A 16,739-nucleotide genomic window follows, 5' to 3' on the forward strand; every position below is an offset into this window, starting at 1 on the left:
ATTTTTAGTAATCTGTAATAGTTATTACATCAACTTATAATATTGTAACATAAATTACAGATGAACGAACAAAGACTTGTAAACCTTTTTATAGAAGTTGCCAGGATAAATGCACTATCAGGCAGCGAAAAACCCATTGCTGATTTTATTAAAACATTTCTTAGTAAGCTTGGTTATCAGGTTGAGGAAGATGATTCAGGTCATCTAACTAACAGTGATACAGGTAACCTTATTTGTAAGATTGGAACTGGCGGTGATTTCGTGTTGTTATCCCACATGGATACTGCCCGTCCGACTAAGGATGTTAAGCCAATTATTGAGAAAGATAAAATTACATCTTCAGGAGATACTGTGCTTGGAGTTGATAATCGAGCTGGTGTTGCTGCTTTACTTTTTACCTTAGAAAAAATCGCTTTAGAAAAGATTCCTGTTAAAGATTTTACAGTTGCATTTACAACTTGTGAAGAAACAACCCTTTTTGGATCAAAAAATCTTGGTGTAAATGGAAAGATTAAACACGGGTTTATTTTTGATTCAGGTTACCGTCCTGGAAATTTTATTTATGCTGCCTGTGGTTCAATCGGATTAACAATTAAAGTAATCGGCAAAGCCTCGCACTCGGGTATCTCACCTGAAAAAGGTATCAATTCTATGCAAGTTGCTGCTAAGGCAATTAGTCAGTTACCGCTTGGTAGGATTGATGAAGAAACTACAATGAATATTGGATTGTTAAAAAGCGGTTCAGCAGTAAATGTGATTCCTGAATTAACAGAACTTGAGGGCGAAGTTAGATCTTTTAATCTTAAAAAAGCTGAAGATAATTTTAATCTGCTTGTAAACATCTTTAAATCTGAGGCTGAAAAAGTTGGTGCAAAAGTAGAAGTAAATCATTTTTGGGATTTTTTACCCTATACAATTCCGGAAAACGCATTCGTTTATAAAGAAATTATAAGAGTGCTTAATAAAGTTGGATTAAAGTCGAATCCAACAATTTCTCTCGGAGGCAGCGATGCAAATTCATTAAATGGCAGAGGAATAGAATCAGTAAATATTGGAATCGGAGCACAAAACCCTCATTCAAATGAAGAGTTTATTTATATTGAAGATCTTATAAAAACTGCAGAAATAGCTTTAGAATTAGTTAAGAAAGAATAATATGAAAAAAATAACACTAAGTATTATTATAATAATATTAACCTCTCAGTTATATTGTTCTCAAACTAAAGGTAAACTTGTAATCGTTGGCGGAGTACAAACTACAGAGATTGTAAAAAAATATGTTGAACTTGCCGGTGGTTCAGATGCAAAAATTATTGTTATTCCAAATGCCGGATCAGACCCTGTTTATTGGAGTGAAGTTCAGGTTAAGGAATTTAATGATCTTGGTGCACAAGCGCAGTATCTGCTTTTTACACGAGAGACAGCAGATGATAAATCCAATTTAGAAAAGATGGATTGGGCAAATGCAGTTTTCTTCCTTGGTGGTGATCAAAGTATTTTAACTCATGATATGCTTGGGTCAAAACTGCTTCAGAAAGTTTTTGATATTTATAACAATGGCGGAGTTGTTGGCGGCTCAAGTGCAGGTGCAGCAGTTATGAGTGAAGTAATGATTACAGGAAATGAATTAGTAAACAAAGATTCATCAGTTTCTTTTGTTACAATCGAAAAGGGGAATGTAGAAGTAAAAAAAGGATTTGGATTCCTTAAAAATGCAATTGTTGATCAGCATTTTATAAAGCGTAAAAGACATAACCGTACTATTTCAGCTTTAATTGAACATCCGGATTTATTTGGGATTGCTATAGATGAATCAACTGCGATTGTTGTTTACCCCGATGAAACTTTTGAAGTGATAGGTAATAATCAGGTTTTGGTTTATGATCCAACAAACGGAAAAAATATCAGAGAAGACAAAAACGGAAATCTTGGTATTACAAATATGCGGTTACAGGTTTTAATCAACGGCGATAAGTTTGATATGAAAACTAAAGAAGTTATTAAATGAGCGAAGCAAAAAAGAAATTTAAGTTTAAAGTACCAAATACTTACTTGTTAATTTTTTCATTGCTTGTTTTAATCGCAGCGATGACTTGGATAATTCCCGGCGGGCAATATGAGCGGGCGATTGTAAATGGGAGAGAAGTTGTTGTTCAGAATTCGTTTAAATATGTTGAAAATAATCCCCAGGGTTTTTTGGCACTGTTTATTGCGCCGCTAAAAGGATTTGTTGAAGCAGGTTTAATTATCGGATTTATCTTATTTGTCGGAGGTGCATTTAATGTACTGGCAAAAACCGATGCAATTAATTCATTAATTAGTAAACTGGCAAGAGCGCATAAAGATTCAAAGCTGCTGCAAAAGTTATTCATTCCTGTTATTATGTTAATGTTCTCAATTGGTGGCGCAACATTTGGGATGAACGAAGAGATAATTCCATTTGTTTTAATTATTGTGCCTATTTGTTTAGCTCTTGGTTATGATTCGATAATTGGTGTTGCAATTCCGCTTGTTGGGGCACATGTTGGATTTGCAAGTGCATTCTTGAACCCATTTAATGTTGGTATTGCGCAAGGTATTGCAGATGTTCCTTTATTTTCAGGAATCGGTTACAGATTTATTAGCTGGGCTGTATCTACAACCGTAGCTATTTTTTTTCTGTTGTGGTATGTCAATAAGTTATCTAAAAATCCTAAAATAAGTCCAACTTATGAAATGGATGAGCAAAGAAGAAAAGGTGAACATTTTGATACTATATACAATAATAATAATCATTTCTCTACCAGACATAAAGCAGTATTAACTGCATTTGCCCTTTGTTTAATTTTAATTGTGATTGGTGTTATTGAACTTGGCTGGTACATTGAAGAGATTTCTGCTGCGTTTTTTATTATGGGCGTTGTGGTAGGAATCATCGGCGGGCTTAAAGTTGATGAATTTACAAAAGCATTTATTGATGGAGCTAAAGACTTAGTTGGAACTGCACTTATCGTTGCTCTAGCCAGAGCAACATTGGTAATTTCAAGAGATGGGCAAATAATAGATACGATCTTATATGGTCTTTCTCCTTTTATTGAATCATCTTCACCCATCTTCGCTTCACAGAAAATGTTTGTTGTCCAAGCAATTATTAATTTCTTCGTTCACTCCGGAAGCGGACAGGCTGCACTTACTATGCCGATAATGGCTCCGCTTTCAGATTTAGCAGGAGTATCAAGACAAACAGCTATTTTAGCTTTTCAGTTTGGAGAATATACGAACATAATTATTCCAACTTCTGCGGTAACGATGGGTGCGCTTTCAATGGCAAAAGTTCCGTGGGAAAAGTGGGCAAAATGGGCGCTTCCATTGATGGTAATACTTTTTATTTTAGGATTTATTTTACTGATTCCGCCAAACTTAATTGGATGGCAATGATTTTAATTAATTAAATAATCTTTTACTAAATAAATAAGAGGTGAGTTATGAAGAATCTATCAACAATTCTTTTGATTGTGGTACTTCTATCTACTATTTCCATACAAGAAACTTATTCACAAGAGACATATAGTACTGGTACAATGAAAGTACGAGTTGATGCCTATGGTGCAATGAGATTTTGGACTATTGAAGGTACCGATACAGTGCAGCATATAAATCGCACAAATGTTTTAGTTGCAGGAAATCCAAACGAGGTTTTAGATTATTATAATGATATTGATACAGAAGTGCCAACTACTCTGGAGACCAATCCTTTAATAAGTGATTATGAAATTTCAGGTACTTATAATAATGCTTACTCAGAGCTACCGCCAAATGTTTTAGTTGAACAACACGTTTATGGATGGCAGGGGGGTAAATATGCGTTGATAAAGATGATTGTTAAGAATAATGAAGCATCTGCTTTACCAACAATTGTTGGTTTAGATATTGTTCAGTATGTTGATCTAACCTGGGAGAATGATCATGTCTTTTGGGATGCCAGTAATCTAATGCTGGTTCAGTTTGATTCTCATTATGTAGGAATAAAATATTTATCTGAAGCTGTTACTTCAGCTCAGGTTTTGGGTTGGTATGATGGATATTCTAGTGACGATCCAACAACTTATGCTTATTTAACCGAAGGAACTTTTGATACCGATACTCTAATTACCACTCCTGATGGATCTGTTTCTTTTTTGGCTGGCGAACAATTAACATTGCAACCACAGGCATCCAGAACTGTTTATATAGCAGTTTCATTGGGTGCTGATGAGTCTGAAATGCATGCTAATATGCTATTAGCACAGCAAAAATATAATCAGATTGTTTCTGTTGAAGCAGATTACAATAATATTCCGGCAGACTTTGTATTGGATCAAAACTATCCAAATCCTTTCAATCCATCAACAAAAATATCATTCGGATTGCCAGAGAGATCAAATGTTGTTTTGAAAGTATTTAATGCATTGGGACAACAGGTTGCAGAACTTGTTAACGAATCACTTGAAGCCGGAACTTACTTATATAATTTTGATGCATCAGCACTTACATCCGGAATCTATTTTTATTCTTTGCAAACAGATGCCGGAGTTGTTACTAAAAAGATGACACTAATAAAATAAACCTACTCATTTATGCAGTACTGAGTAATAATCAGTACTGCATTAAATTATTTTTGAATGGATCGATACAAAGAAATAAAAGAGCAGATAGTCAGCAAATACAATTCGCTACCCAAAAATCATCGTAAGATTGCTGATTACTTTATTAATAACTTTGACAAAATCCCTTTTCTTAATGTTCAGGATTTATCTTGTGCAACAGGTACAAGTGTTGCATCTATTGTCAGGTTTTCTCAGCGCGCTGGTTTTAAAGGATTTAATGAATTAAGAGATGAGATCACCGGCTCACTGCGAAAAGAACTTAGTAATAAACAAATATTTCCTCTTATTGAAAAGCATAAAATAAAAGAAGACCTTTTGACAGAGGTTGCAAATCTTGATATAAAAAACATTAACGATACACTTAATCTTATTGAACGAAAAACTTTCGATTATGTAATTGACAGAATACTTAAATCAGAGAGAGTGTTTACAGCCGGGTTAGGAATATCATATCTTCTGGCAGAAATACTTGCTTATCAACTTACTCAGGTTGGGGTTAGTTCAAGTATTCTTAATCACACACACACAGTATTTAATGAAAATATTTTATTTCTAAATCCTAATGATCTGTTAATGGTTTTTTCATTTCCGCCTTATTCAAAAGAAACAATTGAAGCAGCTAAATTTGCACAAGAGAGAAAAATTGATGTAATTGCTGTTACTAATCAGCCTGCTGCACCGGTTACTTTTTTCAGCAAAGCAAATCTTTTGGTAAAAAGTGAAAATATGCTGTTCACAAATTCTTTTGCCGCAATTTCTGTTTTGATTAATGCTTTAGCAACTGCCTGCGCAATTAAAGACAGACAAAGAGCTAAACGAATTTTAAAAGAATCCCAGGAAATAATGATTAATCAAGACCAAGTAATTATTGAGAGTAAACAATGAAAAAAATTATATCCTTAATTCTGCTGCTTCCGTTTTTTATCTATGCAGGTACAACCGGCAAGTTAGCAGGTACAATTAAAGATGCTCAAACAGGGGAACCTTTAGTTGGAGCGAATGTCATCATCGAAGGCACAAATTTCGGTGCGGCTACAAACCTTAATGGTGAATATGTCATACTTAATATTTCTCCGGGCAGATATAATGTTAAATTCAGTTTTATTGGTTATGAAACAATTGCTATGCAGAATATAGTAATTGTGGTTGATCAAACAACACTTCTTCAGGTAGAGCTGAATCCCCAAACCATACAGGTTGATGAGATCGTTGTTACTGCAAGAACTCCGCTTATTCAAAAAGATGTTACGGGCAGTATTTCTGTAATAACCAGAGAAGAAATTGATGCACTGCCGGTTTCCACTTTTACAGAATTGCTTTCTTTACAGGCGGGTGTTACTGGTAGTGGTTCAAATTTACACGTTCGCGGCGGCAGATCTAATGAAGTTGCTTATATGATTGACGGAACAATAGTAGTTGATCCGCTGCTTGGCGGGCTTGCAACCGATATTAATAATGATGCTATACAGGAGATGAGTTTACTAAGCGGTACTTTCAATGCTGAATATGGAAATGCACTAAGCGGAGTTGTTAACATTGTAACCCGCGATGGATCAGATAAATTCTCCGCTAAACTGGAAGCAAGAACAAGCGAGTTTGGTGTTGATCGTTACACTTCATTGCACGAAAACAGAATCAATGGAAGTATAAGCGGACCTATTGTTTCACCTGAATTTAATTTTTTCCTTTCTGGCGAGCTTGATAAACGCGGAAGCTATCTTCCATTTGGTTATAATGATACAAAATCCTTTTTTAGCAAACTTACTACCAATGCAATTCCATTTGTAAAAATCTCGCTATCTAACCGCGGCAGTGTTGGTAAAAGACAAAATTACAGTCATTCATATAAATATATCCCTGAGCAATATCTTCGCAAAAGAACAGATAGTTGGCAGAGTACATTAGGGCTGACTCATACTATTGCAAACAATTTGTTTTATGATGTAAAAATTTCTTATTTCAATCAGGGATATTATTCCGGAATTGATAAGGATACAGCAGATTACCTTGCTTCAAACGATACTGAGTACTTTGAAGAATACGGTACCGGATTTGAATTTTATAAACGGTCTGATCCGCCGGAATTGTATGACAGCCGCTCTGGAACAGCAGATTTTAAAGCTGATGCAGTATGGCAAATGGGATCAATGAATGAAGTAAAGTTTGGAGCAGCATTTAAGAAACACTGGTTAAAATTATTTTATGTTTATGATCCCAAGAGAAATTTTCCTTATTTAAATGATTACCATACTCAGCCGTTTGAAGGTGCTGCTTATATTCAGGATAAAATCGAGCTTCCGTATCTTGTTATTAATATTGGATTGCGGTTTGATTATCTGAATTCTAATGTAAAATTCAGAAGTAATCCTTTAGATCCTAATTCTATGGTTACTGTTAAATCCAGATCACAAATATCACCAAGATTTGGAATTGCACATCCGATATCTGACAGAACCAAACTGCATTTTTCTTACGGACACTTTTTCCAGAATCCGGATTTTGAATACTTGTTTGAAAATAGCCAGTATGATCTTAATGTAAGGGAGCCGTTATTTGGTCAGCCGAATCTTGATGCACAAAGAACAATCTCGTATGAAGTAGGACTATCACATCAGTTCTCAGATAATGTTGCAATGAATCTGACTGCTTATTACAGGGATATTACCGGTTTGATTGGCACCAGATATTACTTTCCGTTTGTTGATGGAAGATATACCGGTTATACACTTTATGTTAATGAAGATTATGCAAACATAAGAGGATTTGAGCTGACTGTTGATGTAAGACCAAACAGATATTTTTCTGGCGGACTTACATATACCTATTCAATTGCAAAGGGCAGTGCTTCATCAGAAACAGAACAATATCCTGGTACAGAAGAATCAACACAATTATATTATCTTGATTTTGATCGCACACATGTTTTTAATGCAAGCGGAACATACACCATTCCTAAAGACGATGGCCCGATGATATTTGATACTCCTGTATTCGAGAACATGGATTTCAGTCTAATTTTTAAAGCAAGTTCAGGAGCACCATATACTCCATCGGGCAGAGATATCGGATTTGTTGAAAAGAATTCATTACGTCAGCCGGGTCTTTATAATATTGATTTGATGATCGGGAAAGAAATTGAGTTCTCAAATAGTTTAAGATTAAGATTGTTTGCAGAAATTCTTAATCTGACTGATCATAGAAATATTTTATATGTATATGGCGATACCGGCGATCCAAGTTTTACCTATGTAGGAGGCTATTCAAAAGAATATATGCAGGATCCTTCTAATTTCGGACCACCGAGATCAATCAGATTAGGTTTTACATTAAGGTTTAATTAAAAATTCAAACTTAAGGTTTTAAGATGAAGAAAGTTTTTTATTTGTTATTTCCACTGCTTCTGTTGATGCAGATTAATCTCTTATCACAAAGTGATAAAAAAAGCTTTGAGGATAAAGAACCTTTAAGCAAGATATTAAGGATTCAGGATAGAGCAGGGGGTGTACACAATGCAAGCAATGTCGGTTTGTTTTTTGAAAACCGCGGCAAGCTTTACCCCAGAAGAATCACTCAAGGACCTTCCGGTGAATTTCCGATAAACAGCGGTAAACATTATATATATAGAATTAATCAGTACGTTGGAATTCCCGGTAATGTTATACAGGGAAGATTTACAACCAATGAAGAATGGGAAGCAGCCTATGGTTATCACAACAGTGATACTGCAAGAATAGCATTTAGTGATGATCCAAATTCATGGCATCCGCAGTTTGGATGGCCCGTTAAGGATGGAAATGGAAATGATGTTGTATTATCTGATCAGGATAGTTATTGTGTCTATAATGATAGCGGTAATACAGTAAATATTCTTGGAATACAAATGGCACAAATTGGTTATGCGTATGGTTCTAACTTTGCAAAAAATATGCTTTTCTTTAAATATGAAATAACTAATACTAGTCAAAATAGTTATAATGACCTTTACTTCGGACTTCATAATGATATTGATGTAGGAAATATAAGCGGCGGCGATCCGGAATATGCTGATGATAAAGTAGATTTTATTAAGGAAAAGAATCTGATATATTTTTATGATGACGGACTTTCAAATGAATGGCCTGATGGTAAAACAGGATTTTTCGGAATTATGTTCTTGAAAACTCCGGAGGTTAATGGAACTGAGCTTGGATTAACAGATTTCCACTACATGCTTTTTAATGATGATGAGATTGCTGATAAAGATACAATTCAATATGGATTTATGTCCTCAAGCAGAAGTCTTTATAATTCACCTGTTGGTGGAAAATATTTTCACGTTACTGATCCCAATAATATCCATTTTGATAATCCTTCTTTAATACCTGCTTCCGGAATGGATATACTTGCACATATGTCTTCTGGACCTTATACATTAAATCCAGGTGATACATTAGTGTTTTATACAGCTATAGTTGCCGGTGAAACTTACGATGAACTGATACAATCAGCTAACACCGCACAGTTTGCAATGAATAACCAATTTGATTTGGCAAAACCCCCTAGCCGTCCAAATTTATCTTCTGTTGATGGAGATTTTAAAGTTACACTTTACTGGGATGATTCGGCAGAAAAATCTATTGACAAGTTTTCTGGTTATGATTTTGAAGGATACAGATTATATAAAAGCACAAACAGAGGTTTAACCTGGAATAGAATTGCTTCGTTTGACCTGAAAAATTCAGTCGGAGCAAACACAGGTTTACAATATTCTTTTGTTGATACAAATGTAACCAACGGTTTCGAATATTGGTATTCAATTACAGCATACGACAAGGGCAGTAATTTATTTGAAAGCCTTGAAAGTCCAATAGGAAACACACTTGCTGCAGTTAATACAGTATCTGCTATTCCGCGCTCTGAAGCTATTGGCAGAACGCCTGTAACTCCGATTGATGTAGTTAATTTAAATACAGGTAGTACTAATTTTATCCTTAATGCTTCTTCAATTGATGATGAATCACTTGCTGGCAATCAATACAAAACAACATTTGAATTTGTCCCGCGTATTGAGTTTGGTGATCTCAAAACGAATGTTACAGTTACTATTACTGATACAGCAGCAACAAAACCATATAAATATGCAATTGAATTTACTTCGGAAACTAGTTTTGATCTTAGGAATGTTACACTTGATGAAATTATTAGAGAAAATTATCCATATCAATATGGCGGAAGAAGTCTTACAATAACTGGTCATGGATTAAGAGTTATTATGGTGGATTCTGTTGGTACCCCGGCTGAATTCAGACCACAGGCTGGCGATATTATAACAATAAACTTTTCTCTGAGTACAATAAGGAATAATAATCAGACTGTTATAGATAAAAGATCTTATCAGATTGATCAGGTTATAACTTCAACTGATGGCGTTTCACTTCAAATAACGCCGCCTGATATTATTCAGAGTATCTCAAGAGTAGGCGGAACTGATAATGTTGATATGACTTTTGAAGTAGTAGATGAATCTTTAGTTAAGAATACTGTGTATATAGCATCTGTTGAAGCGAGTGGAAAGATTAACAACAATGGTTTTGTTTTACTTTCTGTTTCAGGAACAAGCATTTCACTCGATACACTTTTCAGCGGCGATACATTTACGTTTGACGGAATTGAAGGCAAAATTGTGTTTCCATCTGGTTCACCTCCATCAGCAGGCAATAAGTTTTCGGTTGAAACAGTTAAACCTGTAGTTCTAAGTATAAAAGATTCTTATGCTTTTAAAATTGCAGGTTCAAAGGTTGATTATCAGCAGATGAAAAGTGAGATCAGCAAAATTAAAGTTGTTCCAAACCCTTATGTTGTATCATCTTTATGGGAGCCGGAGTTTGGTGAGTTAAGAAGAGAGCCTTTACGTCAGATTCAGTTTATTAATCTTCCACCTGAATGTACTATCTATATTTTTACTGTTGATGCTGATCTTATAAAAACTATTTATCATAATTCTGGCACCGGTACAGAAGCATGGGATTTACGTACAGAAGGCGGAAGAGAACTTTCAGCAGGGATGTATATTTATGTTGTTAAGACTAAAGACACTGAATTCAAAGAACGATTTGCAATTATAAAATAATCTGAAGCAGGAGTATAAAATGAAGAAATTATTAATATTAGTTTTATTTGTTATCAGCTTCGGAGAAATTTATGCCCAGAATCCGAATCTTGGTACTGCAGGAGCACAATTTTTACAAATACCCGTTAGCGCACGTACAGAAGCTATGGGCGGTGCTGTTGTTGGGCTTGCTGATGATGCATCTGCTGTTTTCTGGAATCCGGCAGGTATTGTAAAAGTAAATAATGTTCAGGCTCACTTTTCTTATATGAACTGGTTTGATCTTTTTGATTTTAATGCTGCATCAATAGTATATAATGCCGGAGATTTAGGAACATTTGGTGCAAGTATGGTTCTTTTTACTACCGATGAAATGGAGATAACAACTGAAGAAAATCCTAACGGAACCGGAAGATTTTTTGATGCGGGTGATCTTGCTTTTGGAATCTCTTATGCAAGATATCTAACTGATAGATTTAATGTCGGTATTACGATAAAGTATATCAATCAACAGATTTGGAACGAATCAGCTTCGGGATTTGCATTTGATATTGGTACTCAATACAGGCTGGATTTTCAAAATCTTACTATTGCTATGTGTATGACTAACTTTGGTGCAGATATGAAGTTTGATGGACCTGATCTTGATTTTATTTATCGTAAAGATAATGACTTCCCTTTAAGCAGATTGGTACCAAGCAGATTGAATACAGAAGAATTTCCATTACCGTTAGGTTTTCAGGTAGGTATTGGCTTTGATGTATTTGAATACGATTTTGTAAAAATGCGCGGTGCAATTGATGTAACTCATCCAAATGATAATGCTGAAAGGGCACACTTCGGAACTGAATTTTCTTTTTATGACAGGTTCTATGTACGTGCCGGATATAAATATAATTATGATGACCAGGATTTTTCATTTGGTGCCGGTGCCAATGTTCCCTTAGGAAGTTCAGCTGTATTTTTTGATTATGCATATTCTGTTTATAATATTTTACCAAGTGTACATCGTATCTCGTTAAACGTAAGTTTCTAAAATGAATTGTAAAATATTTATTTGTCTTTTTGTTTTACTGCTGCCATTCAGTATCTCAAAACCCTGTACAACTGCTGTTGTGTCAGGCAAAGCTACTGATGATGGAAGACCGCTTTTACTTAAAAACCGGGATTCTGATTTTTTACAGAACAGATTGGTTTATTTCTTTGATGGTAAAATCAGATTTATCGGATTAGTTAATTCAGCTGACAAAGAAAATAATGAAGTATGGAGTGGATTTAACGAAGCCGGATTTGGTATTATGAATTCAGCATCATACAACCTTAAGATAAATGATACAACAAAAATATCTGATCTTGAAGGAAAGATTATGAAGCTTGCACTTGCTGGCTGTAAGACTTTATCAGATTTTGAAGCGCTTCTTGATACACTTCCTAAACCGCTTGGTGTTGAAGCAAACTTTGGCGTTATTGATGCTGAAGGAGGAGCAGCATATTACGAAGTAAATAATTTTACATTCATTAAATATGATGCTAATGATCCAGCAGTTGCACCCAATGGTTATTTGATTAGAACCAATTATTCATTCGCGGGAAAAGAAAATAAAGGCTATGGTTATATCAGATACAAAACCGCATCTGATTTATTCTCAAATAAAATTAAAAATGGGAAGATTAATTTTAGGTTTTTAATAAATGATGTTCCAAGATGTTTGATCCATTCATTAACAGAAACTGATCTTTCAAAAAATCTTCCGGATGAATCGGATAATAAGTATGTTTTTTTCAGGGATTACATTCCCAGATACTCAACCACTTCTGCGATTGTTGTTCAGGGAGTTAAAAATAATCAAGATCCATCACTTACAACTATGTGGTCTATTCTTGGCTTTCCGCTTACATCAGTTGCTATTCCTGTTTGGCTAACCAATGATGGCTCGCTTCCAAAAATTTTAATTGCTGATGAAACAGGAAATGCTCCATTATGTGATCTTGCATTGAGTTTAAAGAATAAAGTTGTATCTGAACAAAACGATGCAAAAGAAAATTATCTGAATCTTTCTGCATTGATGAATAAAAACAATACAGGCATTAAGCAGAAGCTGACTGCAATAGAAGAAAAAGTATTAAACAAAGCTGAGGAAAAAATATCACACTGGGAAAAAACAAAATTTGACAGCAACGAAGCAAAAGAATTTTATGAATGGATTGATAAAGATATTTATCCTCAGATAAAAAGTAAGTTTTCAATTAATTGATCAGCTGTGAAATCACTGATAAAAACATACTGCATTGCCATTCTAATCTGTATCTTCACGCTTAATCTTGATTTTAGTCTTTTTGCTCAGGGTTATATTTGTGCTGTTGGCGGCGGCTCTGAAGATTATAATAATTGGAGCGATGCACCGTATGGCTGGGTAGTTGAAAAATCGGACAGCGGTAAAATTATTATTCTTGGTGCGGATGCAGGCGTTACCACATGGCTTCCGACATATTTTATGTCTCTTGGTGCAGACACTGCTTACAACAAAACCATCCCATCTAAAACAGTTGCAAATCTTCAGGAGACTTATGATGAGATAGTTAATGCCAAAGCTGTTTTTATCCGCGGTGGTGATCAATGGGATTATGTAAGAATGTGGAAAGGGACAAAAACTGATTCAGCAATTCAATTTGTATTTAATAATGGCGGAGTAATTGCGGGCACAAGTGCCGGCGCGGCTGTTCTTGGCGATGTTGATTTCAGCGGACAAAACGGCTCAGCTTATTCTGATGAAGCTTTGCTTAACCCGTTTTACAGCAGAATGAAGTTTGAAAGTAATTTCCTGAATTTTGTTCCTAACGTTTTGTTCGATACACATTTTACAGAAAGAGGAAGACAAGGCAGATTGATAGCAATGCTTTACAACCAGCATTTTAATTCAAATAGAGATTTAATCGGTGCTGGTATAGATGACAGAACAGCAATTTGTATTTCTCCCGATGGAGTAGGCGAAGTAATGGGCAGCGGTGCAGTTTCATTTTATTATAAAGATAATCTTACTCAATACTCAGATTACAATTCGGGTAAATACACAATTGAAAATTTATTCTGTCACATACTTACTAAAGGATGGAAGTATGACCTTGTAAATAATCAGATAGCTTTCATTCCGGTTTCAGCAAAAGATGTTGATATTAATTATCCATGGTTCTATTCGCAGACAAATATTTCATTAACAGGTAGCAGCAATATTTCATCTCATCTTAATAATCTTGCCATATTTTTAAGCGAAGTGAACAGTGAAAAAGTTTTACTTATTACTCATCCGGGTTTTAGCAATTCATCATCTATAATTACAGATTACCTAAGTGCAAATAATTTTGATTATAATGTTCTGAACATTACTACCGCTAACCTTAATGATGCCTCTGAAGCAGTAAAAATAAATGAATCAACCTGTTTTATATTTGCAGGCGATTCACTGAATGTGCTGAGCTATCTTAATCAGCCTGGTGGAGTAGTTAATGCTGCATTCTATAATCAGCTCACAAATAATACTCCCGTTTTCTTCTTTGGCAACAGCAGTAAAGCAGCCGGGCATTTTTATATTGGAAATACTGATACTGATATGTATGCGTCTTACCGCGGAAAGATGACCATAAATGTAGGGTTATTTATCTTTCCCGAGTTGATTTATCAACCGCTGATTTATGATAACCCGGATTTTTATGAAAACCGGACAAGCTCTGTTTTATGGGGATTGATGCGTAACAGAAAACGAATCGGAATTTATTCAAATGGAAATGATAAGATTGATATCAAATCATCTTCAACAAGCAACTCGATCAGTGGAAATGTTCAGATTCCATTTATAATTGTTGATGCAAGAGGTACTACAAAAGTTGATTCTTCAACTTACCGGGCAAGCGGAAGCATAGGACCAAGACAGATAGCTGCACTGAATAATTTAAGAATCTCTTTAACAAATTATTCAAATATCAATTACCTGCTTGAGACTGGTAAATTTGATTTTATTACGAATATTGAAAATGAAAATATATCTCAGCTAACTCCTGAAGGATTTGAATTGAATCAGAATTATCCGAATCCGTTCAATCCCAAAACTACTATAAGCTGGAATTTAACTAAGCCTGATAAAGTAACTCTTAAAATATTTGATTCACTCGGAAGAGAAATAATTACACTGATTGATGATTATTATGAATCAGGATTTCATTCTTCAACCTTCAACACGAATTCTAAATTTTCAAGCGGTGTTTATTTCTATCGCTTATCAACTCAAGATTATTCTGTAACTAAATCAATGGTATTGTTAAAATGAAAAAACTTCTATTCTTATCTCTTCTGCTTGTTAGCTGCCATAACTTTTCTCAGGAAGTTTTAACTCCACTCCAAAAGTCAGAATATAAAAAGCTCACTACTCACACAGAACTTGCTGAATTTATAAAAGAAGCCGATGATAGATCAGAATTGATTAAAGCTGAAGTTCTGACAAAGTCACCCGAAGGCAGAGAGCTTTATGTAGTTTGTTTTTCTAAAGATGAGTTCGGTAAGGATAAATCAAAAATCAAAGTTTTAATATTTGCACAACAGCATGGCGATGAGCAATCTGGTAAAGAAGGCTCTTTGTTATTGATAAATGAACTGCTCAAAGCTGAAAACCATTACTTGTTTGACAGAATAGATTTTGCATTAGTCCCGCAAATGAATCCTGATGGTTCTGAAAAGGATAAAAGACGAAACGGAAATGAGATGGATCTTAACAGGAATCATTTGATTCTTACTGAGCCGGAAGTTATTGGACTGCATAGACTGTTTAACAAATATTTATTTGAAGTAACAATGGATGTTCACGAATATTGGCCGTTTGGTAAATCATCCAGAAAGTTTGGTTATCGCGAAAACTATGATGAAACAATCGGTGCAATGACCAACATTAATATTTCTGAAAAACTGAGAAAGCTTTCATACGAAAAATATCTGCCGTTTGTATTTAATTTTATCTCCCAAAATGGCTATTCTGCATTTCATTATTTACCAGGCGGTTCCTCAGGAAGTGAGTATCTGCGTTACAGTACGTTTGATATAAACGATGGCAGGCAGAGTTTTGGAATCCAGAATACATTTTCGTTAATTCAGGAAGGATTGAACGGCGAGAATAGCAGTACTGATAATATTGAACATCGTGCAAAAGGACAAATGACAGGAATGATTGGACTGCTTAAGTTCAGTTATGATAATAAAGATGAAATAAAGAAACTTGTTGCTGCTGAAAGAGAAAAACTTGAAGAGAATAAAATTGATAGACCTGTTGCGATCCAGCTCAATCATTTTTCCGATGGAACTGAACTTAAATTAGATCTTGTTTCTTACAGCACTGGGAATGATACAGTTATTACTGTTAAAGATTTCAGATCAGTTGTTAGATCGCTTTATGATGTTGAAAGACCAAAAGGATATTTGATTCCGAAAAGTTTAAAAGAAATAATAGATTGGGCTGACAGACATGAATTGAAATATCTCGGTTACAACAAATCTGTAGAAGATAAAATTGAACAATACTTTATTACCGGTATTGACTCAATTGATTTTGAAGGTGATATGGTCGTTAATCCCGGAGTGATGAATACTGATATTACAAATCAGATTAATCCAACCGACTATATTTTTATTCCCGTCAATCAATTGCGAAATAACATGATCGTTATTGCTCTTGAACCAAAATCACAGCTTGGTTTGGCAGCTTATAAGCAATTTGAAGATCTGTTAAAAAGTGGTGCAAATTATCCAATTCTAAGAGTAGTGGATTAAAAAAATGTATATTATTGCGAGTGATTTATAAAGCGAAACAATCTGAGAAACTAAGAAAGTAATTGTTGAGTGTTTAAGTAATCTATAGTTTTTGAATGAGAATTATTTGTACATACTCGATTAAATATATCAATCGTTTCAGCGGGCTATAATATTTTTTTTTCTTAATATTTAACGGAGCTGTTTTGTAAAAAAAATTATTAGGAGAAGAAAA

The 16,739-nt window shown here is 34.7% G+C and carries 11 protein-coding genes; all 11 read left to right on the top strand.

The genetic code is table 11. The features are described 5' to 3' along the window. The first annotated feature begins 60 nt into the window (after window positions 1-60). The 11 genes from ROY99_05855 to ROY99_05905 are packed head-to-tail and all read left to right on the top strand — an operon-like array spanning window position 61 to window position 16,525. On the top strand, window positions 61-1,155 hold the full coding sequence (locus ROY99_05855) for a M20/M25/M40 family metallo-hydrolase (GenBank protein MDT3695899.1): 1,095 nt from the start codon (window positions 61-63) through the stop codon (window positions 1,153-1,155). A 1-nt stretch (window position 1,156) separates the two neighbouring features. Beyond that, window positions 1,157-2,008, top strand: coding sequence for a cyanophycinase (locus tag ROY99_05860; GenBank protein MDT3695900.1), 852 nt, complete (start codon window positions 1,157-1,159; stop codon window positions 2,006-2,008). Further along, window positions 2,005-3,417 (top strand): YfcC family protein, encoded by a 1,413-nt coding sequence (locus ROY99_05865; protein MDT3695901.1) that lies wholly within the window; start codon window positions 2,005-2,007, stop codon window positions 3,415-3,417. The genes ROY99_05860 and ROY99_05865 overlap by 4 nt, the downstream gene beginning before the upstream one ends. A gap of 47 nt (window positions 3,418-3,464) precedes the next feature. Continuing rightward, the gene (locus ROY99_05870; GenBank protein ID MDT3695902.1) at window positions 3,465-4,583 is read left to right on the top strand and encodes a T9SS type A sorting domain-containing protein; all 1,119 of its coding nucleotides are present in this window, start codon (window positions 3,465-3,467) and stop codon (window positions 4,581-4,583) included. Between the two features lie 57 nt (window positions 4,584-4,640). Next, window positions 4,641-5,510 carry a MurR/RpiR family transcriptional regulator gene (locus ROY99_05875; protein MDT3695903.1) on the top strand — a complete coding sequence of 290 codons (870 nt, stop codon included), beginning with the start codon at window positions 4,641-4,643 and terminating at the stop codon, window positions 5,508-5,510. Continuing rightward, complete coding sequence (locus tag ROY99_05880) at window positions 5,507-7,966, top strand: TonB-dependent receptor (GenBank protein ID MDT3695904.1); 2,460 nt, start codon at window positions 5,507-5,509, stop codon at window positions 7,964-7,966. The genes ROY99_05875 and ROY99_05880 overlap by 4 nt, the downstream gene beginning before the upstream one ends. Before the next feature lie 23 nt (window positions 7,967-7,989). Continuing rightward, a complete protein-coding gene (locus ROY99_05885; protein MDT3695905.1) occupies window positions 7,990-10,734 on the top strand; it encodes a hypothetical protein in 2,745 nt (914 codons plus the stop codon). Window positions 10,735-10,753: 19 nt separating this feature from the next. Next, a complete protein-coding gene (locus tag ROY99_05890) occupies window positions 10,754-11,749 on the top strand; it encodes a PorV/PorQ family protein (GenBank protein ID MDT3695906.1) in 996 nt (331 codons plus the stop codon). Between the two features lies 1 nt (window position 11,750). Continuing rightward, window positions 11,751-12,968 (top strand): hypothetical protein, encoded by a 1,218-nt coding sequence (locus ROY99_05895; protein MDT3695907.1) that lies wholly within the window; start codon window positions 11,751-11,753, stop codon window positions 12,966-12,968. A gap of 6 nt (window positions 12,969-12,974) precedes the next feature. Further along, window positions 12,975-15,035, top strand: coding sequence for a Type 1 glutamine amidotransferase-like domain-containing protein (locus tag ROY99_05900; protein ID MDT3695908.1), 2,061 nt, complete (start codon window positions 12,975-12,977; stop codon window positions 15,033-15,035). Continuing rightward, window positions 15,032-16,525 (top strand): M14 family zinc carboxypeptidase, encoded by a 1,494-nt coding sequence (locus ROY99_05905; GenBank protein ID MDT3695909.1) that lies wholly within the window; start codon window positions 15,032-15,034, stop codon window positions 16,523-16,525. The genes ROY99_05900 and ROY99_05905 overlap by 4 nt, the downstream gene beginning before the upstream one ends. Window positions 16,526-16,739: the final 214 nt, after the last annotated feature.

This window comes from Ignavibacterium sp., assembly GCA_032027145.1.
Taxonomy (GTDB): domain Bacteria; phylum Bacteroidota; class Ignavibacteria; order Ignavibacteriales; family Ignavibacteriaceae; genus IGN3.